Here is a 22,289-nt window from a genome sequence, read left to right as displayed (position 1 = left end):
TACGTCCATGAACCGGAGTTCATTTCATGAGCCAGTCCAACGTCGTTTTTGCAAGCAATCGAAACACCACGCGGGGGGACCTCTTTGCCAGAGCCGAAGAGATCGCTGCGGATCTTTCCGGGCGCGCGGCGGAGCTTGACCGCGAGGGCCGGCCGCCGCTCGGTGAGATCGTCAAGCTGAAAAATGCCGGGCTGCTGAACGCCTTGCACGAACCGCAGATCGGCGGCGGCGGTCTCGATTGGGTCGACGGCTTGCGACTGGTGCGTATTCTTGCGCGCGGCGAAAGCTCCGTGGGCCAGCTTCTTGGCTATCATTACGTCAACAGCCAGTATATCTACTGGGCCTTCGACGAGGTGCGCGCGCAGGAATTCGGTAGCAAGACGGTTGCCAACAGCCTTTACTGGGGCGCCGCCGTCAATCCGCGCGATCCCGGCCTTGTGCTGACGCGCCGCGGCAACGGCTATGTTCTGAATGGCCGCAAGTCCTTTTCCACTGCCGCCCATGTCTCCGATTACATCAATGCCAATGCCGCACTCGACGACCGGATCATCGGTTTTGCAGTTCCAACCGATCGGGCGGGCTACAAGGCGAACGGCGATTGGGACAATTTCGGTCAGCGCCTTTCCGACAGCGGCAGCGTAGAGTTCCATGATTTCCCCGTCTACGAGGAGGATCTGGACAGGGCGGCATTGACCGGCGGCGAAGCATCGGTCCTCGCGACCTTCAATACGCCCCTCATTCAGCTTGTTTTCGTGAACTTCTATCTCGGCACCGCCGAGGGGGCATTGCGCGAGGCGGTCGATTATGTCCGCACCACGACGCGGCCCTGGATTACTTCCGGCGTCGAGCACGCGTCGGACGATCCTTATATTCTCGAGCGCGTCGGTGAGTTCACCGCGGCGCTGAAAGCATCCACCGCCTTGGCGGATAGCGCTGCTGCAAGGATTCAAGAGGCGCTAGCCAGGGGTCATAGGGTGACGGCGCGGGAACGCGGTGAGGTGGCAGCGGAGGCTTATGCTGCGAAGGTGCATGCGACCCACGTTTCCCTCGATATAACCTCGCGCATTTTCGAGCTGACCGGCGCGCGTTCGACAGCGGAGAAATATCGTTTCGATCGCTTCTGGCGCAATGTGCGCACGCATACCCTGCACGATCCGGTCTACTACAAGGCCAAGGAAGTCGGCGAGTTCGTTTTGAACGACAGGATTCCCGAGGTCAGCCTCTACAGCTGATCACTCGTGACGATATCGTACAAGTTTAATAAATTATATCAATCACTTATGATAAGCCCATGTCACTCATGTCACGGCGTGTCAGTTCGTCTTTTTCGAACGATTTTCAATTCTGGCTTCCGCTATCCTACGGCTGCTAGTCAGCCCATCGCCTCGGCTATAAAGGCGGGTGGTTTTTGTTGTGGTATGAGTTGCGAGGTCGCGGGCATCTTCCAAGGATCCCGTAGCTTCTACCGTCTCAGACACAGCACCAGCGCGTGAATCCATTGACCACACATTCGACGGCACGCCTGCCGCATCGCGAACTTTCCGGAATTTATCATTGTAGCGATCTCCGCGATATGGTTTCCCGCGCCCCTCATCAATAACGACAGGCCCAATGTCAGGCATTCGAAATGCCTTTAGCGCTTCTGCCACAAGAGGATAGCTCTTAAGATCACGGGCTACAGCCGCGCCTGTTTTGCTGGTCTTCAGTGTCAGGATCATATCTTTTGAGATAGACTGCGTCATCAGGCCGGTCCATCGGAAATCCCCACCTTCTGGCGATGGCACCCATTCCCCAATAATATCGATCCGGCGCAAAGCCGTTTCGAACTTCAGTGCTTCAACAAAACCAATTGACGGCCATCCCATTTCAGCACTTTTTTTGACGATGGCTAGGCATTGCTCATATGTCATTGCGACTTCACGAGGGGCAGGTTGATCAAAGCGGATGTCGTGCAGGATTAGGCGAGCCTGAGCGCAACCGTGCAGGCGTTCTCCAGCGCCATAGCTCATAACGAGCCGCAAGAGCTTAATTGCGCCGGCCGCCCTTCTATGACCTTTCTTACGCCATTGAGCGAACCAATCCTTGAAGTCAGATGCCTTGAGTACATCAATTCTTCGGGCACCAACATTCTTTTCCAATATCCGAAGGCTCGGTTCATAATCGCGAGCGCGGGTTGAGTATTTGACGGTATGCAGCGTGCTTGTCTTGTCGTGCCGATAGCAATCGATGAGAGATTTGATTGTGCCATCATAAGCCGGAGACGCACCAAGGCCGCGGAGATCGTTTTGCAGTTCCCTTGTGCGCCGCTGGCACTCCTCTGCGATCTGCTCATCGGTGAGTCCATCCGCAAGACGCACGACGTACAGGTAGTCAGGCGATCCTTTTACGGCTCGCTTTGGGTCCCAATAATGTACCCGGGAGCCATCTTTATTGTCTCGGTATTTATAACCGGGTCTATCAGTCCTCATCCCAGTTTTCCTCTCCATCGGGGGCGAGATTGCCCGATGGAAGCATGCCGGCCGTTTTGGGCGCGCCGTCAACGGCATCCTGCTTGTGGATACCGGGGATAACGGTGACAACAAGCGAACGGATATCAATTTGCACGGCGGCGCCTTGTCGATCGGCTGCCTTGATAATTCTCTCAATGTCGGCCTGGCGGAAAGCGGCTCGGGTCACGGTTCCCCCTCCTTTCCCATGTTGGCATTTTGTTCTTGCAATGGAGTTGGGGTGGAGTCGGAGAGGGCGCGGATGGCGATAGCAACTGCTTTTCCAGCGTGATCCCTGTCGAGCCAATCTCCAGGATTGTAGCAGGATTCGGCAACCTTGGCTGCGTCTTCAATGCCACGGCTGTATCCCTTGCTGTATAGAGATTTCAGCATTCCGAGATAGTTCGGAAGTGTGTGGCGCTTGTGAGAGTGGACGTGTTGGCTGAAGATTTTTTCCCAATAGCGCAACTGAGCCCGTTGGTTATGAATACGCTTATCGAGGATGAGGCGTCCAATGCGAGTTTCGGCAAGCTGACGTTCAAGCTCTTCAATGCGGTCCGCGGCTTCTGATGGATCGATACTCCCAGCCGGAAGCTTCATATCAAGATCGAGGCGCAGCATATCAGCGCTAAGCTGGCGCAGTCGTTCAACAAGGCTCGTCACTTCCGCACCTCTTCGTTTAGAGCGGTGCGGCTGGCGTCTCGTTCCTTGATCAGTTCCTCACGTTCCTCACGGCATTGGCGCTCGATCCATTTGAACAGACGATATAGTAAGCCGCCATGGGAAACGAACTGAGCAGAGCGAGCAGCGTCGCGCTCGACCTCACCATATTCGTAAATGTCGCGATCGATCTTTTTCACGAGCGCACCTCCAGTTTAGACAGGAGGGCGCGGACAGCAAATATATCGCCAGCGGTGAGACGATTTTCTTGACCTGGATTGTCTAGAGCCAGAACTAGATCTGAAGCGTTCCAATTCCGCGAGAATAACTCGCCGGCCATTTGGTTGAACGGCCTCAGCACCCTTTTCACCTCCTCGATAAGGTCGTCTGTGCGCTGGCGCTCGGAGAGTTTAGACCGCAACGATTCTATTTCGGCCTTGAGGGTATCGACATAGGCGCGTGTAGGCGGATCTGGATCAAAAGCATATGGCGGTACAACAAATTGCGGGGTGTAGATAATCCCACTGCGTCGGCAAGAGCATCCGGCCGTTGTTTGGCATTCCGGCATGCTGCAAAGGAATTCGCTCATCCCTCCCTCCCTGTATCGCTAGAACGGATAGAGGGTGGGGGAGGAAGAGGACGCCAATGCGAAAAAAATCCTCTGCGGTGCGTGCCTTCGCTGGTACGGTAAGGCCACTCTGGGTCGCCGAGCGATATCTCAGCAATCATAGTGTAAATCGTTGGGTTCTTATCGCCCGGGTAGAAATAGTGTCCGAAGGCGAGGAATTGCCGATCCTTTGGCGCCGCATCCATGTCATGGTTCCACCCATCGCCGTTTCCGGCTTCTGGGATAGGGGCGCGACGGTTCCATTTCTCGGCAGCTTTGCCGTGGGCATCCGGATGGTATGCCGAGACGCGGGCGCTGCAATCTAGGCATTCGACGCTCCATCCATCGCGGATAAACATGCCCTCGGTCCGACTGGAACCGCAGAACGGGCATCGGGCCAGAGCCTTATCGTGTGGTGTGGTCATTGGGAGGAGTCCTTGTCGATAAAGCCGGTTTTCGTGACGAAAAAGCCACCAGCATCAGCGATTTGAAGATCTTCCGTTAGGGTGGCGACCGCTGCAATAGAGCTGTCCTGAGAAAGATACCAAACCTCTTTGGCCGTGAGCCGAACAACGCCGCCACGATCTGCAGCGCGCATTATGCGGATATATGGATTGAGCTTTGCCATCCCCTACGCCTCCTCTTGCTGAGGAGCGATGGCGGCGCGGGCCTTAACGATCTCGGGAATGTTTTCCGGATTTGACCACATGTCTTCGGCCATGGGTAGGACTTCGATCAACGCCCCCCGCAACCGCTCGTTCTCAGCCCTAAGCGCGGCTATCTCGGGTGCGGGGTCGCTTGGGGAGGTGGAGAGAGCGGAGCGGATCATCCCAATTGCCTGAATGGCATCATCATATGTGACGTAATCACCGTCCTCATCGACTTCGGTGCATGAGTAATAGCCATCTCCGGTGACGCGAATTGCGACTCGCTGAATTGCCAGCCACGCAAGAGCATCCTCCATCGCCTTCACGGCCACCGGCTCTTGCACCGCTGCGGGTGGGGCGGCGTAGAGAGGGAATTCATTTTCAGGGCGAAGCGTGCCTTTCGGGAACAACGTTGACGGATGAATTTCGCCACCGTTGACATCAAAGCCGTTGATATCGAACTTCGACAAGATCGCCACCGGCTCTCCGGGCACGAGCGCAAGAGCGGCAACGGCACCAGCTTCGGCCACTTCGGCAAACGCTTCCACAAGTGCTCCGGGCTGATTTCCAGCTATTTCGCGGCCTTTAGCCTTCGCAGCTTCGATCATCTCGGGTGTCGTGATCATGGCTTGATATCCCCCAAAGTAATGATCCGATCAGGAGAAACCTTCTCAGCGAGTTCTGATAGTGGATCGATCCGTTCGTGCTCGGCGATATTCATGACAGGAACAGCAATCTCGTCGCCGTAGCGCTGCCTCCATGTCGTCAGCCACTCGCGCCAGTTATCGCCGTTGACCTGTTTGGCTTCATCAATGGCGGCTTGCATCTCTGGATAGATGGCAAGCATCACCGGGACGGCCTCACGGCTGATGCGCGGGATCTGGTGTGTAAAGACGCTATCCCCCGTCATCCAGTTCAGCATCTCGTAGATGCAGCCAATTCCGTTTTCCGATACCAGGACCCCAGTAATGGTCGACATGACGGCGTCGATAGGGAATGACTTAGTCTTGCCTTCAGCATTGGTGATCATGCGTCGATTTCCTTGTAGAGCTGGCGCGCGGGAAGGATCGGCTTCGGCTGCCGGCGCTCTGCCTTCGGGGATTTGGGGAAGCCTGGACCGCGAAGCTTCTGCTTCGGTGCCTTAATGCCGAGATAGTTGGCTTCGACATGCTTGGCCTTGGAAATGATCTTCACGTCCTCGGCCGTCTTGGGCTTATGGCAACACTCGACGCCGAGCAGCTTGCCGTCTGCGGCGGTGAGCTTCCGGCTTTTGTCGACCTGCAGCCCGTCAGGGATAGTATGGTCGATGTGATAGGCCTTCTTGCCAAGAACGAGGCCGCAGCCTTCGCAGACGATCTCTCCGCTCGGTAGCATCGCGCGCTTTACGATCTGGGCATAGACGGCGTTGGTGAACTCGCGACGGGCCATGGCGCACCTCAATCCAGAAAGCGAGTTTCAGAACTGACTTGGCGATTGTCGGTGATCGTCACCGGCTCGCCAGCCTGCGGCTTAATCCGAATTTCGATGTCACCTTTGACGGGCTGAAAGAGCATCGAGCCTCCAACGAGGTCGGTCCCATCCCATTTCCAGCGGTAATTTCCGAAAATGTATTCCCCAGATGCGCACGTCGTGATGTCAGCTTTCCGACCCACATAGCTTATGTTTGCGAGGCTGCCCTTCCGGTTTTCTGGCAATAGCGCGAAGATTTCCGGATAATGCATGTGCAAGTCCGCGATAAACTTTGGCAATTCCTTCTTTTGGTAGTCTGTTAGCTCGCCACCGAACGCCGCACGCGGATGGGCATTGCATATCTTGGCCAGAAGCTCCGGTGTCATATCGGCTTCTGCAACCCATTTGCTTTCAAGCGGGTATCCGTTTCCAAACGTGCCGGTCATGAAGGCATACGGAAGATAGAAATTGCCGTGAGTGCGGAACACGCGGTTGTATGCTGTCAAGGGCTTAAGCTTCGACAGATAATCGGCGTTGTCCTTCCGCCATTTATCGGTTGTCGAGTAAAATGATCTGGCGGCGCGCGTCGGGCCTTCGGTTTCAATCTTCCGGCCAAACTTGCATGGTGAGAGCGCGGTGCAGTGAAGGCACGAATTCTCCTTCACATACAGATCGCAGCTATCGGGGTTTTCGCAGAAGAGCCGGAAGAGGGCGCTTCGCTTCGAGATGCCCTTGAACAAATTATTCTTGGGGTCGCGAATCCAGGCGTAGATCTGTTTCACGCGCGCCTCCATATCCAATACAGCCAGGAAAGACGCTTCCGACGACGAGCTTCCACTTCAGACTTGAGGCGTGCAGTGGTCTCATCTCGCTTTTCGAGGTAGGCAATAGTGCTCGGGCGAGCGCTCGGGAATTTCTGGCGGTGAAGCTGGGCGGAGTTCATGCGGCGCTCCCGATATCTTTGACAATTCGATAGACACGCCGTGCCTCGTCGACGCTGCGAATTTCAGCCGTGTGGTATTCAGCGACGCCAAGGACGTGAGCGATCATCGAATAAAGCTCGCGACGGCCGTATCGACCTGACTTCCAGATCGGATCAAGGATCTGATGGATATGCTGACGAGCCGCCTTGATTTCGCGTGTCGGGATGCATCCGAGCGGGTTCGTCCGGTTCTTGGTCTTGTGGTGGCAGCCGACGAAATTCTTGCAGGCGTCACATTTCCAGAACGGTAGAGGCGCTAGGTCGGCGCGATGCGGATAGATTTCTCTGCCATCAGTGAGCCGGGCCGGAACTTCGGCCTGGCAGCCGCAGCAGAAGATTGAGCGGGTGTCCGTCATGCGGCGCTCCTTTCCGCGCCGACAAGCGCAGAGCACCAATCGAGCACCTTTTCTTTGCTTTCGGCAAAGGACCGCTTGTCCATCGACCGGTAATCCTGGCTGATGGCGTGATAGACTGTGACGATGTTTTCCTTGACCGTGACGAGCTGATAGCTGTCGTAAGGCCGGATGACGGATGCGAGCCGTTGCGCCTCGGCTTCCGATTTGCAGACGTGCTGCATCATCGTGTGGAATCCCGTACGGATTAGGGCATATTTCCGCATATGCTCTTCAGTCGGGAACTGCTCGGCATAGCGCTCCGGCAGGCTCTGCCAGATATCGTGTAGCGCAGCGAAATAATGGGCATGCGTTGCGCTGGATCGGACATGCAACTCGTCGAAGGTATAGATTTGACCGACGACAAAGCGCTCGTCGCATTTCCTCGCCCAATGACGATTGACAGGCTGGAAAGCTTCTCCGGTCCAAATGAAGGGTAGGGGCTGGGTCATGGTCAGCCTGCCATCAATGGATGGCCCTGCAGAGCCTTATCGACATTCGTCGCACGCTTCTGCCGTGCGGCTTCGAGCCTCTTTTTCAGCTCCAGAGCGTCGCCTGGGTGACGAGCCCAATAGATCTGCAGGCTGGCTCGGTTAGCGTCTTCCCATTTCGCCACGGCAATAGGGTCGAGATTGGCAATGTGCTCGACGACAGCGTCGAAGAATTTGCCGTCCGGCACATTCTCAAGAGCAAATCCATCGCCCCACCAAATGGTGAGCGCATCCTTGCCGCCGATCGCGCGGAGCCGGTTGTCCTGCTGTTCTTGAATGACAATTTCGGAGGCCGTCAGGTCCAAGACCTTCGCGCGGTCCATCTCGGCTTCGTCGTACAGGCCGGTGAACTGCTCGGGCCAGCCGGCGCGCAACGCCTGCATTTCTGCGCACTTGGCAATCATCAGGCGTGGCATCCGGCACCAGTTGCCGGAATCGTCTAAGGTCTGCTTGCCGGTCTTGTAGCTGTTTCCGTCTTCGCCGCGTTTCCACTCATCTTTGATCGGGGCAAATTCTTCCCAGAAACCTTGACCGGCGACTTCATACCAGTCGCTGGTTTTGGGGTCCTGCTTCCAAAGGTAGACGGTCGCAGAAACAATGCCATGCGGGTTGAGCGGTCCCTTGAGCGACGGGTCTGTTTCATAGACGGGCGGTTTGCTCGCGGGCCTGTAGTCACCGCAGCGCTGCGCAATAACGCGCTGGCCGTCGCGGCTGATGATGATCGTCATCTTTCGCTTCGCCGGCTGCGTCTTATTGAAGACCATGGGAATGATCTGACCGAGAAATGGGTCGAGCCCTTTAGCCTTGGCAACCTCCATATAGAGGTTGAATTCATCGTCATTCGTGTCCCTGGCTACGGTCGATTTGACAAGTGCGATCTGGCGCGGGGTCATGTCGAATTTCGTGATGGCGTTCATGATCACTTCCTCCGTACGGAAAGACTGCGGCTGCCGTTGTCGAGGGTGGCGCCTGGAACGGTGCCTTCGTCGAGCGCGGCCCTGAGGGCTTTCTTGTCGAGTTTCGGAGCGGGACGCTCTTGCTCGACCCAGAATTTCGTTGGAATGTCGGCTTCGTTGATGACGATCAGGCCAGGGGCGCGCTTCGTCAGCGTCAGCGTGGCGGTCGGCAGCCGAAGGCTATCCTGCTCGGTCGCGATCATCGCTTGCTCGATTGTCGCGCGGATGCGTTCGGCGCGTTCTTCCATGCGCCGGCGCCGGTCGGCGAACTCGGCTTCCTTAGCCTTGAGCCCGACAATCTGGATTTCGCATTCGTCGATCTCGTCGAGCGCAGTCTGTATCGCATCGAGAAGGGTCGTCTCACCTTCGATCGTGTCGGCAACGAGTTCCTGGTCGTCGTCGACGCCCTGGGAGCGAAGGTTCGCCATGAGACGCTTTGCGGCTTCGGCCTGCCGCGCGACATTGAATTCAGCGGCGTGCGACATGGACGGAAGACTCCTGTTCGATTTTGAATTGCTTGCTGTAGGCTTCGTTCGCGCTGGAAAGTGCGCCGTAGCCGATTGCGGCCATGAATGCAGTGACGAGCGCGGCAACGATGAAATGCTGTGCCGTGCTGAACCGGATTACCGGCGTATCGCGAAGGTCGAGCATCGGGGCGACGGCGCATTCGCCAGGGCGGCACGAGCATTCATGATGGGAGCGGAGATCGCAGCGCGTCATTGTACACCGCCTTTCCGGGCGGCGATCATGGCGTCGGCAAGAGCGTAGCAGTCGGGTGCAAGGCGCTCGGGGATGAGGTGCGATCCCGGTTCGCCGGCGAGCGAGCCAGCCAGAGCCTGACCGGCGAACCAGTCGCGAAGGCTCATTCCATCAGTCGGCCAGCAGTCACTTTCTCTAGGACCGCCATCACTGTAAAATCCAGAGCGGGAAAATGCTGGGCCGCCATCATCGAAAATCTTGTGCTTGCTCATTCCGCAGCCTCCATCGCATAGGAGCGCGTCGGGGAGATTTCGGGGACGAAGCCCAACGGCATGCCGGCGCGGCGGCGAAGAACAGGAACCGGTTCGACATTGCCGGCGACAGCATCGGTCCACGCATCTGCCGCATTGCGACCGACAGCCGTCTTGTCGCTCTCGATCTGATTGGCGATCTCGGTAAAGAAGAAGTCATCGACGACGTGCGCGCTGTTGATCCGGCTCGGGCGCGTCAGAACACGATTGCCGATCTGGATGGATGCGACGTAGAAATAGCTGTCGTCTTCGCAATCGCCCTCGAGCGTGGCAGTTCCATAAAGAAGGACGCCTTCGCCGTAGCCTGGCAGCTTCACTTCATCGAAGTTGAATTGGCATGTGGTCATTGCCGTAGCCTCCAAATCCCGCGCGTCAGGCGCAAAGCTGTTGAATGTCGGAAAGCTTGGTGCGGAGATTTTTGACCTCCGCGAGAAGGGCCGGCGTCGCAGCGTTCTCGCTGTCACCGAAATAGACGCCGAGTAAATCCATGGGCTCGATATTCAGCGTGCGGCATATTGCGACGAGAGCGCCGACGGAAACACGGTTCGTGCCCTTCTCGTATTTCTGCACCTGCTGAAAGGTGACGCCGAGGGCGGCTGCAAGCCCAGTCTGCGTGACGCCACGGATCTTGCGGAAATCCCGAATGCGGGCTCCAACCTCGATGTCGATATTTTCGATGCGCTTACCCATTTCCCATTCCTCATGCGCCGTCGCGCGTTGATCACTTTCGATATCCGCTGCAGTGAAGAGCGGATGCCGAATTGGATCAGGCGGCTTCTGAGACCGGGAGATCCAAAATCTTGTTGAGCTTGTCGGTCTGAACCATCGGGAGTTGAGGGCGCTCGACATCAAATCGACGCGCAAAAGGAGCAACCTCGGGCCATGCCTCGATCAAACGCTTGATAGTTCCGACAGAGGCCATCGCGGCGATGGCGGATCGCCGGGCTACATCGATTTCGTTCACGAGGTCGGCGGCTACGCCTGATAGGCGATCATATTCGACGGCCAGCTTATGCGTGGCGTCATACACCTTCACCGAACCGCCCTTGTGCTTGTAATAAACACGGCGATACGATCCGGTGCGATCGGCAGAGACAACCTTGTTCAGGTCGCCGTAAGAGTAGCCGCTGAAATAGACATGGGTGTATGATGTGCCGAAGTTGACACTCAGGTCGTCGACGGTGGGCAGCATGCCGTCAGGAAGGGCTTCGATCTGCTCGCGTTGCGTTTTGGTATAGATGTCTCGATAGACTGCATCGGCAAGTGCGGCGCGCTGGGCATACACATTCTTCACAGCATCCTCGAAGCGATGCTTGATCAAGTCCTTGGCGATTGCCTCACGTATATCCTTCGTCAGTCTGGTCGACATTCTTGCTTCCCTCATCTTGCGCCCGTTTCTCTGCTTCGCCGGCTGGCGGGGTCATTCGGTGCGGTGTTGATGAGAAGAATGTACGCAAATCATACATTCGCGTCAACGAAAAAATGTATGCTAATCGTACATTTGTGTTTCGACAAAAAGTTAACGCCGAATCGCGAATCAGACTCGACTCTCGGCTTTCGTTCTGGCTTCATAAGAACGAAAGGAGAACAAAATGCACCTAGCGGTTATGAAATCAGCAGCTTGCTTCACCCTTCAGATCAGGTGCGACAACTGCTTGCGGGAGAGCGAGAGGATCGTGGAATTGCCGGTCGGTGAGGACGCTCCGCGAGATGCCGACGAGTTGATCGAAAGCGTCTTCTTGGAGCGAATTCCGTTCAGGTGCCAGCCATGCGGCGGTGTGATCGGAAGGCTAATCGGTATCGAAGGAGGATACGACTGTGGGTATTGAGCGCGAGGTTTTGGAATTCGTCATCGTGCCGCCGTTTGACAAGCGTGCCGAGGTCGCGGCGGCAAAGGATCGGCTAGAGAACTATCTCAGTCATCGCTTTCCCGGCTACGCCTTTAAGGTCGGGCCATTCGCACCGGTCGGGGATGACGAGGAATTTTGCGTGCTGCCGCTCATGAATTTCATCGGGGATGATGGGCATTCGTACATGTGCGTTCCGCCGAAGCGGTGGCTGCTGCAGGAAATTGCGAATGCCTGCGGAGAATTTGATTTAAATGGCCGTCGCCATTTCGCGGCGTGATTTGCTTCAATTTATTGCGCGGTAGGTAGCAAGCAGCGAGATGGAATTAAGTTGAGCCTCCCAAGCCCTTAATTATGCTTGCCACAATTTTGCCTACCCAACTCGTCTCGGACCATTCGCCAGTGAGAATAACACGTATCATAAGTGCGACGGCTAAAATCCCACCGGTCGCTGCAATTGTCGCAATTATTCCAACGTAAATGCAAAGAATTGTGAAACTAGCGAGTATGAGCGCGAGCAATATAATTGAGCAGGCTATTCCGAAATTGTAGCTAGCCGTAATTCGCGCGCTTTCTTTGTCACGCTGTTCAATGACTTTTTCAGCGAGTTCTGGGCTAACCTCAGCAAGCTTTCGAAGCTCAGACAATTCATTAGCGTGATAGTGGAGATTATTAATTGCAAGAAAATGGCCACCGGACTGGTGGCCGTTTTCATTATTTTCATCTTGGTCGGTGGATTTAGCGGGCGGACGACTTTTTGGAGCCATCTCTTTGCCCGTCTGTTGTTTTGATCGAGGTCGTTTTTGCAGAGGGTTTTTCGCTCTTTGTCGCAAATGCACCCGCCGCAACACGCACTGCGTCACGCAATGGAGCTAACGTCAAAACGTCATCAACGCCACGACGGAATGCATCGCGATCTAGCCTGACTGTCGACATCTTATTTTTCTCCAGAACTGACTTCTTATTTTCTTTCATACGTCGCATATAGGAACTAATGACGCAATAGCCATACCGTTCCCGTTCTGCCCGCAATTAATTATCGATAAGCCGCGGGACTTGCGCAAGGAATTCTTCCGTAGGAAATATGAATTTTTTATCAATTTCCTTCCGCAAGAATGCCGCTTTTTTGGCGATTCCGCAATTGGGACAAAAGCAGTAGTAAAAAAGCAATGCGGCCTGAATTTGTCGGGAGAATTCAAAACCCGGGCATCTCATTCATTACGCGCCGCACCAGAGCAATAACCGCGACCGTCACGCCTTCGTCGGCCTCGTGGTCTCGCCGTACGATGATCGGCTTATGCTTCGGATTGGTCGATCGAGGATGAAATTCGGCGCGATCGGTAAAGAGCTCGAGCTGCTTTACCGACCATTCGCGAAAATGGCCGCCGTCACGCTCCCGCTGAACAACAACCACCATTCCCGATTTCAATTCGACCAAGTGCTCCACGTCTTCATAGGCAACGCAGACAAGGCGGCTGCCGGGAAAGATCGGGAGCGGACGCAGATCGTTCATGCTATCGCCAGCGACATCGAAGACGAGCTGCCTGGCGTTGGGGAACAAGTTGTCCCGAGGCAGAGCTACTTCTTCAGGCTCAGATTGGTCGAACTCGTCGACCTCGCGGAAAGCGCCGGCTTCGACATGACCGGCCACGCGGCCCACCGTCATGGCCGATGTGACCTGCTTCAGCTCAGCACCTGGTAGGGGGCGATCGAGGTATTCAGCAATCTTTGGGATCTCATGGACCTTCAGATTTCTATTGCCTTTGAGTAGCTGAGTAATCTGTGGGTGAGCAATGCCAAGATGGCGCGCGAGGCCGATCTGCGTCTTCCCAGGCTGCGCAAGCCCTTCGCGGATCCAGTCAAGATATTGATTTGTAAACTCGTCAGCCATTGTTTGATTTTCGCACAAGGCCAAACTCGGCGCATTTAGGAAAATCGTACAATACCTCTTGCCATGAATGTATGCTTATCGTACATTCGGTGTCATGAGATGCGAACCGGCAAATACGATCATCAGAAAGTTCAAAGGCCTCAAGCCCCTGGCTGAAGTCTCTGGCGTCACCGTTCACACGGTCATGCGCTGGCGGATGCCAAGGGAGAAGGGCGGAACCGGCGGAGTTGTGCCTCATTGGCATGTTCAGGCCATCCTCAATGCTGCGCGAGAGCGCGGTATTGATGTTCGTGCTTCGGATTTCGCTCCCATCTCGGAGACCGCTGCATGACCGCCGAAGCCCAGACCATTACAGAAGACATCCTTCAGACGGAACGCCTCGATCACGGTCTTCTGAATATCCCGCTCGCCAAGCGGGGCAATATAGACGCGCAGATTGACAGGTACGTCGCAGAACAGCGCAAAGCTAAGCAGAAAGAACATTCTGAATCTTTCCATCGGATTCGCGACCAGAAGAAGCGCGTCCAGGATATCCTGTCGAAAATCGGCGATTTCCGCGTGATGGAAATTGCTAAGCCACTGGGATGCCGCAATCCGTCTTCCGCCCGCAAGGCTCTGTATCAGGCGGCGTTGAGCAATTTGTCGAAATGGATTGCCGTCCTTGAGCGAGAATCTATTCCGGCTGGCGGATGTGCCTCGTGCTGGGCACCCGTTGGGAAATGCCAGCATGGCGCCTCCGAATGGCTGGGGGAGGTTTGAATGATTTCCCGTACCTCTCTCGCCAATGAGATCGACGAATACGATCAGCAGATCGCCGACATGAACACCGGCAAGAAGGATTGCTTTGATGCCTACCGCGCACAGCTCGTCGCTAGCGGCATGGACAAAGCAAACATCAAGACCGAGATCGAGGCCATCAAGGCGGCGATCAAGCGTCGTCGCGCCGCCAAGAAAGATCCGATGGCCGTCGAAGAGAAAGATGCGCTGATCGATGAGATTTTCGAGGAGATCACGACGTCGCCTCGTGCACCGCGCGCCACGTACGCACGCGAGAGCGAATACCGCGGACCTCGGAAAACGGATGTTTTCGACGAGATTGCGCATCGTACGTTCGCCGACGACAGCCCCATCAAGGTTTATTTCCTCGCAGCCGACGACGCGAGCCTTATCAAGATCGGGTCGACCGAAAACGTCGATAGGCGCATATCCGCTCTTCGTCGGGGAAGCCCCGTTCCTGTATCGCTGATCGGTGTCATTGACGGGGGGGCCAAGAAGGAACTTGAGCTTCACGAGCGGTTCGCAGAGCACCGGGTTCATGGTGAATGGTTCTCTAACATCATCCGGCCTGAGATCGACTTGCTCTGCGCAACAGTTGAGAAATTTGCCACAGACGGCACCAAATACGATGTCACATCCGGCGAAATCCTCGATGACAACAACGTCAGCGCCAAGCTCATCGCCACAGTCGCGACCGGCATGCAGACCGAAGCCGGTCGCGCTACGCTGATCACCGCCGTCGATATCATGATTGCCCGCGAAGAGGCGGAAGAAGACCAGCCGGAAACGGCAACGAAGTCCGGAGCAGATACGGACCCCGGCGAAACCGCAGCCGAAGGCATCTGCGAAGCGGTGACGGCGGGAGAGACCGCAACTCAGTTCCACGCGAAAGCCAGTGATGATGCATGCGAGGCAGGTCGTAAGGCTTTGGGCCGCGCAGAAGCTTCGGCTGATGCACCCGACGGTGCGGAGCTGGTGAGTAGGGGTGTCGGCGACCGAGCACCGACTGCAACGTCTGAGGCAATGGACGTGACGGGCGGAGAGACGGCACCTCATTCCAAAATCGCTTTGGCCTCTCAAGGCGAAGCCGAAGCGCCTAGCGTCGAGCGCGTAAGTCCGAAGAACGAAACGAGCAGCGTCGGCGCCAACACAGGAGGCGATCATGTAACCAGCGGCGCGTCGCGCGCGGGACAATCCCATCCCCCCTTGAACAACGGGGAGGATCGCGACCTCCCCAACGCTCGGCGCTTGCTCCGCCCGAATTGTCAGCGCCCTGAAAAATGCGGCAGCGGCACGAAGGATCATTGCTGGACCTGCAAGAAGGCCATGCAGGGGGCAGCAGCGTGAGCACGATCATCACTCAAGACGGCACCTTCATCATTGTTGATCTCGATACGGGCAGATCGGCATCCGGCCGCACGTTTCGCGAGGCCATGAACAATTTCGAGAGGGCACAATGAGCTTTTGGGAAAATTCCACCGACGAACAGAAGCTGGCCCAGATCGACGGCGGCATCGAATGCAACATGACGATTCGTCAGATCGCTGCGAACTGCGGAACGACGCATGCCAAGCTTGCCTACTTCGGTCGCACCCATGGTCGTAAATTTCCGGCATTGAGTGCTGGAAGCCCAATTCGTAAGGCGGCTGGCGCTCGCGGCGGCTCGGTTCGGAAAATCATGGTCGCTCGCGCGTCGGGAGCCTCGAACATCCACATGCAGGATGCCTTTTCGATCTTCGGATCCACCAATGACGCAGACACTCTTCTCTTTGGATTTGGAGGCGACCGCTGATGGACTCGTTGCTTCTCGGTTTTGAGTATCTCGCTGCGGCATTTGGCATTTGCCTTCTTGCTGTAGGCGCTGGCCTGGTGGCACGGCGCGGCGCTCGCTTGATCATCGGTCAGCAATTCGACCCCACGAACGCGGGCGCGGCCGAGGGTGACGACCGGCATTTCCGACGCCTCCCTGACCGCGAATGAATTCGAATGGGCGTGATGCACTCCTCCTCCCAGCGTCATGCTCAAGCCTGAGCCAGACTACTTCTCCTCCTCCCGGGTGGTCTGGCTCAGCACTTTAATCCTCGGTCGAGCGCTTTGCAGCTTCATCACTACTGCTGCGACCGCGATCCCGAGAGGAACTGGGGGAGGGAGCCGATGCGGCGTCGGCTCCCTCCGTTGCAAGACCGGCGGCGAACGGTCCTGCGGAAATGGAATGACGGTTGGCCCAGGCGGACCGGAGACGGCGGGTGAAAGCCCTGCAAGGCGATTACCGCCGTCTTTTTGATCATCGGTCCTGTGCATCTGAAGTCTCCTTTGAACGAGACGAAGATCGCACAAGGAGACGACAAGGTGTCGGGTTTCGAAAACAAGAATTTGGGTTCTCGCCCCAAGGATGAAGCTGACAGGAAGAAGGTAATGAGTCCAACTTTGACAGCCAGGGACTTGATGAGAGATGCGTGGCCTCTTCGGCGATACATCAAGCTCGATAACGTTTTCTACGAAGCAGTGCGGTTCATTTCACCGCGCGTCACCAAGAAATTTACCGCCCGCCGCGCCCGCTCGATCTGGGAAGGCACCGCGCGTCGGATTGATAGCGATGAAATGGACGCCTTGCGGGCGGCTCTGATCGAGGAGAGCAAAATTGAAGCACGAGAACTGCGCGCCCATCTGGCTTCGCTGGATCAAAAGATTGCCTCTTTTGAGGCGGCTGCGCATCGCCAAGCGATGGCGCGCCAAGGCCAAGAAATGGGCCGATAGGGCTGAATGGATCATGGGAGACTGAGATGCAGCCGAGATTCGACGGACATCGTTATCGTGACTGCCGTTGGTGCGGTGGCCGTGGTTGCCTTCAATGCGAAGGCGAGGCGAACAAGGCCTATAAGGCTGCGTTCCCCGATGGTCCGAAACCGATCGCAACTTTCAAGCTCCCCGAAGATATCGACGCGGCCCGCGGTGCGATTGGCGCGGAGGCGCTTCAAAAGGCGTTCGGTGCGGGAGGCGGCGGTATTGCCGAAATCATGCAAAATCTGGCGAACCTGCAGAAGGGCAACGGGTCCTGAAGATGCAGCAGCTTTCCATGTTCGACCTTATGGAAGCACCGGCACCGGTTGCTGCGCCGCCTGTCGGCACCAAGGTCAAGCTCTCCGCATGGGAAATTGAGCAGCGCGACAATCGTCTCGCCCGCACCGCTTACCGTGCGGGTCTGCCGACGGATGATGCTGGCATCCTCAATCGCGCGTGGTCGGAGCTAACATCCTACGACGGAGCAGTGAGAGCCGCGGACTACGACGGCATGGTCGGTGCTGCCAACCGCCTGCGAGCCATTGGCGAACACGCGTTCGGCTTGACGAAAGCAGAAGACGAGCGGAGCGGCCCCCCGCGGGGCAATGAGCGTTTTGATTGCCTCCATTCGGCGTGGACGTGGCTGTTCGATGCTATGGCGGCTGACGATGGCGCTATTCCGCTCTTCGGCCAGAAGGGACACCTTGAGCTTTCTATCGCCGGATGCCGCGTGGATTTTTCCTATGCGGGTCTCTTCGGCATTTGTGACGGCGATGCTCGTGTCATCGAGTGGGACAAACCATTCTTCTCGGAAACAGGATTCCGATCGTTTCAGGTCTGCCCGCATGACCATGTAATCGCTGCCAATGGTCTGGATTGCAAGGCATGGCTTGAACGCGTCTGCCTCGGCCAGTTGACCGAGGGCGGCAATAAGAAAGTCGCTCTGACGCGGGCTTGGCCGACGTATGCCCTACAGTGGCGTCAGTCAAAGGAGTTTGCCGACAAATACGATCGCGCCGACATCTGGACCCAATGGGGGCCAGAGAAGCACGCCGAGCATTGGGCCAATTATGACGCTCGACAAGCTGCAGCGCTGGAGCAGATGGCCGCTGAAGGAATCGACCCGGACGAAGTTTGGAGGACGCGCCGATGACAGACGCCGATCTCCTCCGCGAAGAAATAGCCGAGCTCGACGCTCAAATCTTCCGCCTAAAGGCCAGCATGAACAAGGCCGACAATGGCGTGAAGCTTTCGAAGCTCGCGATAATCACCCGCCTTCGTGACCGGTGCCATCGCTCTTTGGCTGCGCTCGAAAAGAGAGGAGCAGCGGCATGATCCAGTTCCTCGATGGGTGTGTGACGCTCTATTCCGGCGATTGCCTCGAAGTGCTGGCCTCTCTTCCGGAGAACAGCATCGATAGTGCGGTCATGGACCCACCATACCATCTGACCAGCATTGTTGAGCGCTTCGGATCTGATGGTGCGGCAGAAGTGAAGGCCGGCGCGACAGGTGCTTTCAAGCGAGCGTCTGCAGGCTTCATGGGAAAGCAGTGGGACGGCGGTGATATCGCCTTTCAGGTCGAGACGTGGCGGCAAGTTCTGCGCGTCCTGAAACCGGGCGGCTACCTTCTGGCTTTTGCATCCACACGAGGCTTTGGCCGAATGTCGGTTGCGATCGAAGACGCTGGCTTCATCAATCACCCTTTCATCGCTTGGATCTTCGCCGCCGGCATGCCGAAGGCCACCCGTATTAAAGCCTGCGCCGTTGATGGGCCGTTCGCGGGTATTGACGTGGATGGCTGGCGCTACGGTGGCCAAGCGCTCAAGCCCGCGATCGAACCGATCTATATGGGCCAAAAACCCTTCAGCGAAGACAATGGCACGCTGAACATCCTTCGACATGGCACTGGGGCCATCAATATCGATGGATGCCGTGTCGGCACCGATGATGAGATCGTCGCGGGCACTGGAAAGCTTTGGTCGCACTATCGGGAAGGCGAGGCCAGCGCTGAGCGCCGGTACCAGAACAACGGTAGCACCAACTTCGCTGCCAAGCCAGGTCCGCGCGGCGGATCACCAGACGGTCGCTGGCCTGCAAATGTCATCCACGACGGAAGTGCAGAAGTCATCGAGGCTTTTCCAGAAGCACCAGGCCAGCAGCGTGAAGTAAACAATACCTTCAAGCCAAAGCAGGGGACGGCGGTCTATGGAGACTACGGACCAAGGCCTACTGTGCAGCCTCGAGACGAGGGTGGATCTGCTGCCAGATTCTTCTACTCCGCTAAGGCCGACGCTGATGACCGTATCGGTTCGAAGCACCCGACGGTGAAGCCGATCGACCTGATGCGGTATCTGGTTCGTCTCGTCACGCCTCCCGGCGGAACGGTGCTGGACTGCTTTGCCGGTACCGGAACGACGGGCGAGGCGGCATGGCGCGAAGGCTTCAATGCCGTCCTGATCGAGCGTGAGCCTGAATATCAGCATGATATCGCCGAGCGCATGCGCCTTTGCCTCGCCGGTCCCGACGAGAAGAAGCGCGAGATCATCAAGCGGCGCGGTCTAACTGAGGAAGATGCCGGTCCTCTTTTCGGAGGCGCAGCATGACATTCCTCGACGCCTACACCCTTCACGGCCCTGATGTTGAGCGCATAGCGCGCGACCTTGGCATCACTCCACCGGAAGACGACCGGCTCATCAATGAAGAGATGAACCGCCGGCATGAAGAGCGCCGGCGCCACGATCGCTTGTCATATCACCGCGATTACAACCTTCGATCCCGCGATCAACTACGCGAAATCCGCGCCGGGAGGTCGGCATGACCGTCACTATGACCCGGCAGGAATATCAGGCTGCAATAGCCAAGCCGAAGCGCGGCAACAAGTTCAAGGCCCAGCGCACTCTCCTCGACGGCATATGCTTCGATAGCAAAGCCGAGGCGTCGTATTTTGCCCACCTGAAGCTCAGAGAGCGCGCCGGCGAAGTGACTGACGTCGAACTCCAGCGTCTGTATGCTTTGACCGTCAACGGCGTTCTCGTCGCCACCTACAGGGCCGATTTCGTCTTTTGGGACAACCTCGCGCGCCGTCGGCGCGTCATCGACGTGAAGGGTGTCTCCACGCCCGTATTCCGCCTCAAGCAAAAGCTCATGCGCGCTTGCCATGGCGTCACGATCGAGGTGGTGAAATGAGCATATCCGCAGCTATCCGTCGCATGTTGGAAGCCGGACTGACAATTGAGCAGGCCCTTGTGGCTGCTGAAGCGTTCGAAGCCGAATCCAATCCGGCCCAGCCGGTGCTTTCTGCGAGGCAAGCGCGTAACAAGCGGTACTATGATCGTCTTAAAGCGTCTGAAAAGCGTCTTAATTCAGACGATAAAGACGTTTCAGACGGTGGTGCTGACCTTCTTTCCCCTGAAGGTTCTTCCCCCACACCCCCTTCTCCTAAACCCCAATCTTCTATACCCCCTTCGCCCCCTAAAGGGGGCTCTTCCCCCGCCGGCTTCGAAGATTTTTGGGCGATCTACCCGAATAGGGTCGGAAAACGGGATGCCGAGAAGTCGTTCGCCAAGGCGCTTTCCCGAGCAAACCTTCCGGAAATTCTCGCGGGCCTTCGCCGATACGTCGCCAAGACAGACGACCGGCCGTGGTGCAACCCGGCGACCTGGCTCAATCAGGACCGATGGACGGATGACCCGGCGCATGTGCCTCGACAGCAAGCGCCCCCCCGAGAACGGACCATCTTCGACGCCATAGACGATTTCACCGGAAGATACGCCCATGAACTTTCAGCAGGAACAACGATCGACCATGATGGCGGAGATTATTCGCCCAATGTTCACCTCCTTGCCTCTACCACGCGGCGTTGATGCTGACGAGCTGCTTCGGGGCTATCTGGTTGCCTTGGAAGGCTTGTTGCCCAGCACACTCAAAAGCGTTGTGCTGCATCTAGTTCGTGGGACTTGGCACGAGGAAGTGAAATTCTGCCCGCGCCCTCCTGAATTGGCGAATATGGTACGCTTCGAGCAACGGCGCGTCGATGCGGTCAACCGCCCACGGCTCCCAGCTCCGGCGACTATCCAGCAGCCCTTCAAGGATATCCGTATTACGCAACGCAATCGTGCCGACGAACTGCAGACCGCTGGCTACCACTTCCACTCGAATTGCGAAAGCTTGGACAAGTTCAAGAGCGGCGGCCGGAACGGGCAATATCCCTCCGGTTCAATCCATCTTTGGGCAATTGATGAGGTTTGGGCTCCTCGGCAGATCGCGCAGGAGCCAGATACAGCGAGGACGGCAGCATGACATGTCCTCTAAGGCAATCGGAGATCATCATCGTTCAACGCCTGGCGGACGGAAAGATGATGAAGGAAATCGCGGCAGAGATCGGCATTTCGATAGCGGCCGTCCACAATCGCGTTGAGCGAGCTCGTTCCCGCGAAAATCTCGGCAACACGGTCACGGCAGTTGTCGCAACGGCTCTTCGTTGCGGCTGGATTCATTAGTCCCGAGCGGCGGCTCGATAAACGAGGAAATGGAATGGCGGCAGAACATTGGTATGCAATTCGAACTATGCCAGGAGCTCAGCGCACGGCGAAGGCCCATCCTGGAATGCCGGGAGCGATGGAAAGCGTGATCGAGCGCAATCTTCGCATGGAAGGCTTCAAGGTCTTCATGCCGACGGTTCATTTCGAGGTAAGGCATGCGCGAACGAAGAAGTGGGTCGAGCGCCGATATCCGCTTCTTGTCGGTTATGCCTTCGTGGACATGCTCGGTTGCCAGTTCCAAGACGTTCGCCGGGTTGAGGGCGTGATGTGCTTCCTGCGGCGCTCATCGATGTCCGGCCCGTGCCAGATGCTTACACAAGACATCGCAGCTCTCATGGCGGTCGAGGATGAAAATCGAGATCTCATCCAGAAGCGTCGAGCCGAACGAGAGGCGAGGGAGCGCCGATCTTCTCAGCAAACCACCCGCAAAGATCGCGAGCAGATCATGCCGAAAGACACGCTTGCTCGGATCTGCGGCAAGAACCCATTCAGCGGCCTCGTAGCGAAGGTCATCGGGCCTTCGTCTCGCGGTAAGGTAAAAGCTGTGATTGAAACCCTTGATAGCATGTTGGAACTTGACATCCCGCTTGAAAACTTGGAGGCCGTCGCCTAACATTACCAGTAACTGATTTGCCGCCTATTCCATCGGGGCTCTCAATGCCGTCCGAGGGGCGCGCCCTTAAGCCGCTTGAAGCGGTGTTTGGCGCGTGCGGTTTTTCCTCCATGACGAATACCAAGGGGAAGCCGACGCGCCCCGAAATCAAGCGAGCGA

At 56.8% G+C, this 22,289-nt stretch carries 35 protein-coding genes; 14 read left to right on the top strand and 21 right to left on the bottom strand.

Translation table 11 applies throughout. The features are described from left to right. Window positions 1–26: 26 nt before the first annotated feature. Complete coding sequence (locus BJ928_RS13765; RefSeq protein ID WP_047629834.1) at window positions 27–1,232, top strand: acyl-CoA dehydrogenase family protein; 1,206 nt, start codon at window positions 27–29, stop codon at window positions 1,230–1,232. A gap of 81 nt (window positions 1,233–1,313) precedes the next feature. Here the strand turns inward: BJ928_RS13765 and BJ928_RS13760 are convergent, their stop codons facing one another. The 19 genes from BJ928_RS13760 to BJ928_RS13670 all read right to left on the bottom strand — a co-directional run bounded on the left by BJ928_RS13760 (window position 1,314) and on the right by BJ928_RS13670 (window position 11,049). After that, the gene (locus BJ928_RS13760) at window positions 1,314–2,468 is read right to left on the bottom strand and encodes a hypothetical protein (RefSeq protein WP_052227539.1); all 1,155 of its coding nucleotides are present in this window, start codon (window positions 2,466–2,468) and stop codon (window positions 1,314–1,316) included. Then, window positions 2,458–2,676 carry a hypothetical protein gene (locus BJ928_RS13755; RefSeq protein ID WP_047629832.1) on the bottom strand — a complete coding sequence of 73 codons (219 nt, stop codon included), beginning with the start codon at window positions 2,674–2,676 and terminating at the stop codon, window positions 2,458–2,460. Before BJ928_RS13755 ends, BJ928_RS13760 begins: the two co-directional genes overlap by 11 nt. Continuing rightward, window positions 2,673–3,149, bottom strand: coding sequence for a hypothetical protein (locus BJ928_RS13750; RefSeq protein WP_047629830.1), 477 nt, complete (start codon window positions 3,147–3,149; stop codon window positions 2,673–2,675). The genes BJ928_RS13755 and BJ928_RS13750 overlap by 4 nt, the downstream gene beginning before the upstream one ends. Beyond that, window positions 3,146–3,346 carry a hypothetical protein gene (locus BJ928_RS13745; RefSeq protein WP_047629829.1) on the bottom strand — a complete coding sequence of 67 codons (201 nt, stop codon included), beginning with the start codon at window positions 3,344–3,346 and terminating at the stop codon, window positions 3,146–3,148. Before BJ928_RS13745 ends, BJ928_RS13750 begins: the two co-directional genes overlap by 4 nt. Beyond that, window positions 3,343–3,735, bottom strand: a complete 393-nt coding sequence (locus BJ928_RS13740; RefSeq protein ID WP_047629826.1) for a hypothetical protein — start codon at window positions 3,733–3,735, stop codon at window positions 3,343–3,345. Before BJ928_RS13740 ends, BJ928_RS13745 begins: the two co-directional genes overlap by 4 nt. Window positions 3,736–4,174: 439 nt before the next feature. Then, window positions 4,175–4,381 carry a hypothetical protein gene (locus BJ928_RS13730; protein WP_047629824.1) on the bottom strand — a complete coding sequence of 69 codons (207 nt, stop codon included), beginning with the start codon at window positions 4,379–4,381 and terminating at the stop codon, window positions 4,175–4,177. A gap of 3 nt (window positions 4,382–4,384) precedes the next feature. Beyond that, window positions 4,385–5,026 (bottom strand): hypothetical protein, encoded by a 642-nt coding sequence (locus BJ928_RS13725; protein WP_047629823.1) that lies wholly within the window; start codon window positions 5,024–5,026, stop codon window positions 4,385–4,387. Further along, entirely contained in the window at window positions 5,023–5,430 is a 408-nt protein-coding gene (locus BJ928_RS13720) for a hypothetical protein (RefSeq protein ID WP_047629820.1), read from the bottom strand. Before BJ928_RS13720 ends, BJ928_RS13725 begins: the two co-directional genes overlap by 4 nt. After that, window positions 5,427–5,828, bottom strand: a complete 402-nt coding sequence (locus BJ928_RS13715) for a hypothetical protein (protein ID WP_052227538.1) — start codon at window positions 5,826–5,828, stop codon at window positions 5,427–5,429. Before BJ928_RS13715 ends, BJ928_RS13720 begins: the two co-directional genes overlap by 4 nt. Window positions 5,829–5,836: 8 nt before the next feature. Continuing rightward, a complete protein-coding gene (locus BJ928_RS13710) occupies window positions 5,837–6,631 on the bottom strand; it encodes a hypothetical protein (RefSeq protein WP_147413908.1) in 795 nt (264 codons plus the stop codon). Between the two features lie 157 nt (window positions 6,632–6,788). After that, window positions 6,789–7,187, bottom strand: a complete 399-nt coding sequence (locus tag BJ928_RS13705; protein ID WP_047629815.1) for a zinc-finger-containing protein — start codon at window positions 7,185–7,187, stop codon at window positions 6,789–6,791. Further along, the gene (locus BJ928_RS13700) at window positions 7,184–7,675 is read right to left on the bottom strand and encodes a hypothetical protein (protein WP_047629813.1); all 492 of its coding nucleotides are present in this window, start codon (window positions 7,673–7,675) and stop codon (window positions 7,184–7,186) included. The genes BJ928_RS13705 and BJ928_RS13700 overlap by 4 nt, the downstream gene beginning before the upstream one ends. Before the next feature lie 2 nt (window positions 7,676–7,677). Beyond that, window positions 7,678–8,631, bottom strand: coding sequence for a phage recombination protein Bet (bet, locus tag BJ928_RS13695; RefSeq protein WP_047629811.1), 954 nt, complete (start codon window positions 8,629–8,631; stop codon window positions 7,678–7,680). A gap of 2 nt (window positions 8,632–8,633) precedes the next feature. Next, window positions 8,634–9,155: a siphovirus Gp157 family protein gene (locus tag BJ928_RS13690; protein WP_047629809.1), complete on the bottom strand. Its 522-nt coding sequence runs from the start codon at window positions 9,153–9,155 to the stop codon at window positions 8,634–8,636. Continuing rightward, window positions 9,139–9,390 (bottom strand): hypothetical protein, encoded by a 252-nt coding sequence (locus BJ928_RS13685; protein ID WP_047629807.1) that lies wholly within the window; start codon window positions 9,388–9,390, stop codon window positions 9,139–9,141. Before BJ928_RS13685 ends, BJ928_RS13690 begins: the two co-directional genes overlap by 17 nt. Next, window positions 9,387–9,641 carry a hypothetical protein gene (locus tag BJ928_RS38545; RefSeq protein ID WP_047629804.1) on the bottom strand — a complete coding sequence of 85 codons (255 nt, stop codon included), beginning with the start codon at window positions 9,639–9,641 and terminating at the stop codon, window positions 9,387–9,389. Before BJ928_RS38545 ends, BJ928_RS13685 begins: the two co-directional genes overlap by 4 nt. Continuing rightward, window positions 9,638–10,027, bottom strand: a complete 390-nt coding sequence (locus BJ928_RS13680) for a hypothetical protein (protein WP_047629802.1) — start codon at window positions 10,025–10,027, stop codon at window positions 9,638–9,640. Before BJ928_RS13680 ends, BJ928_RS38545 begins: the two co-directional genes overlap by 4 nt. Window positions 10,028–10,052: 25 nt before the next feature. Next, window positions 10,053–10,370 (bottom strand): helix-turn-helix transcriptional regulator, encoded by a 318-nt coding sequence (locus tag BJ928_RS13675; RefSeq protein WP_063769442.1) that lies wholly within the window; start codon window positions 10,368–10,370, stop codon window positions 10,053–10,055. A 76-nt stretch (window positions 10,371–10,446) separates the two neighbouring features. Beyond that, window positions 10,447–11,049, bottom strand: coding sequence for an Nmad5 family putative nucleotide modification protein (locus BJ928_RS13670; RefSeq protein ID WP_052227537.1), 603 nt, complete (start codon window positions 11,047–11,049; stop codon window positions 10,447–10,449). 449 nt (window positions 11,050–11,498) lie between these two features. Between BJ928_RS13670 and BJ928_RS13660 the strand changes: the two genes are divergently transcribed. Next, on the top strand, window positions 11,499–11,807 hold the full coding sequence (locus BJ928_RS13660; protein WP_245432300.1) for a hypothetical protein: 309 nt from the start codon (window positions 11,499–11,501) through the stop codon (window positions 11,805–11,807). Between the two features lie 46 nt (window positions 11,808–11,853). Here BJ928_RS13660 and BJ928_RS13655 read toward each other — a convergent pair whose 3' ends face one another. Continuing rightward, window positions 11,854–12,294, bottom strand: coding sequence for a hypothetical protein (locus tag BJ928_RS13655; protein WP_047629797.1), 441 nt, complete (start codon window positions 12,292–12,294; stop codon window positions 11,854–11,856). A 428-nt stretch (window positions 12,295–12,722) separates the two neighbouring features. Next, the gene (locus BJ928_RS13650) at window positions 12,723–13,418 is read right to left on the bottom strand and encodes a S24 family peptidase (protein WP_047629794.1); all 696 of its coding nucleotides are present in this window, start codon (window positions 13,416–13,418) and stop codon (window positions 12,723–12,725) included. A 327-nt stretch (window positions 13,419–13,745) separates the two neighbouring features. Here BJ928_RS13650 and BJ928_RS13640 point away from each other — a divergent pair, with 327 nt between their 5' ends. From BJ928_RS13640 to BJ928_RS13575, 12 genes are all read left to right on the top strand, one after another. Continuing rightward, window positions 13,746–14,177 carry a hypothetical protein gene (locus tag BJ928_RS13640; protein ID WP_047629792.1) on the top strand — a complete coding sequence of 144 codons (432 nt, stop codon included), beginning with the start codon at window positions 13,746–13,748 and terminating at the stop codon, window positions 14,175–14,177. Then, window positions 14,178–15,542: a GIY-YIG nuclease family protein gene (locus BJ928_RS13635; RefSeq protein WP_047629789.1), complete on the top strand. Its 1,365-nt coding sequence runs from the start codon at window positions 14,178–14,180 to the stop codon at window positions 15,540–15,542. Window positions 15,543–15,651: 109 nt separating this feature from the next. After that, on the top strand, window positions 15,652–15,987 hold the full coding sequence (locus BJ928_RS13630; protein ID WP_047629788.1) for a hypothetical protein: 336 nt from the start codon (window positions 15,652–15,654) through the stop codon (window positions 15,985–15,987). A gap of 521 nt (window positions 15,988–16,508) precedes the next feature. Further along, window positions 16,509–16,952 carry a hypothetical protein gene (locus BJ928_RS13620; protein WP_245432299.1) on the top strand — a complete coding sequence of 148 codons (444 nt, stop codon included), beginning with the start codon at window positions 16,509–16,511 and terminating at the stop codon, window positions 16,950–16,952. 26 nt (window positions 16,953–16,978) lie between these two features. Then, entirely contained in the window at window positions 16,979–17,254 is a 276-nt protein-coding gene (locus BJ928_RS13615) for a hypothetical protein (RefSeq protein ID WP_047629783.1), read from the top strand. Window positions 17,255–17,256: 2 nt separating this feature from the next. Next, window positions 17,257–18,129: a hypothetical protein gene (locus BJ928_RS13610; RefSeq protein WP_047629782.1), complete on the top strand. Its 873-nt coding sequence runs from the start codon at window positions 17,257–17,259 to the stop codon at window positions 18,127–18,129. A gap of 178 nt (window positions 18,130–18,307) precedes the next feature. Then, entirely contained in the window at window positions 18,308–19,579 is a 1,272-nt protein-coding gene (locus BJ928_RS13600; protein WP_052227535.1) for a DNA methyltransferase, read from the top strand. Further along, on the top strand, window positions 19,576–19,794 hold the full coding sequence (locus tag BJ928_RS13595) for a hypothetical protein (RefSeq protein ID WP_047629779.1): 219 nt from the start codon (window positions 19,576–19,578) through the stop codon (window positions 19,792–19,794). Before BJ928_RS13600 ends, BJ928_RS13595 begins: the two co-directional genes overlap by 4 nt. After that, window positions 19,791–20,162, top strand: coding sequence for a DUF1064 domain-containing protein (locus tag BJ928_RS13590; RefSeq protein ID WP_047629776.1), 372 nt, complete (start codon window positions 19,791–19,793; stop codon window positions 20,160–20,162). Before BJ928_RS13595 ends, BJ928_RS13590 begins: the two co-directional genes overlap by 4 nt. Before the next feature lie 588 nt (window positions 20,163–20,750). Next, a complete protein-coding gene (locus BJ928_RS13585; protein WP_047629774.1) occupies window positions 20,751–21,275 on the top strand; it encodes a hypothetical protein in 525 nt (174 codons plus the stop codon). Beyond that, window positions 21,272–21,475: a LuxR C-terminal-related transcriptional regulator gene (locus BJ928_RS13580; protein ID WP_047629773.1), complete on the top strand. Its 204-nt coding sequence runs from the start codon at window positions 21,272–21,274 to the stop codon at window positions 21,473–21,475. The genes BJ928_RS13585 and BJ928_RS13580 overlap by 4 nt, the downstream gene beginning before the upstream one ends. A gap of 34 nt (window positions 21,476–21,509) precedes the next feature. Further along, on the top strand, window positions 21,510–22,130 hold the full coding sequence (locus BJ928_RS13575; protein WP_082011788.1) for a transcription termination/antitermination NusG family protein: 621 nt from the start codon (window positions 21,510–21,512) through the stop codon (window positions 22,128–22,130). Window positions 22,131–22,289: the final 159 nt, after the last annotated feature.

Source organism: Rhizobium sp. WW_1, assembly GCF_003610155.1.
Lineage (GTDB): Bacteria > Pseudomonadota > Alphaproteobacteria > Rhizobiales > Rhizobiaceae > Rhizobium > Rhizobium tropici_A.
This window is presented reverse-complemented; position numbering and strand designations above follow the sequence as displayed.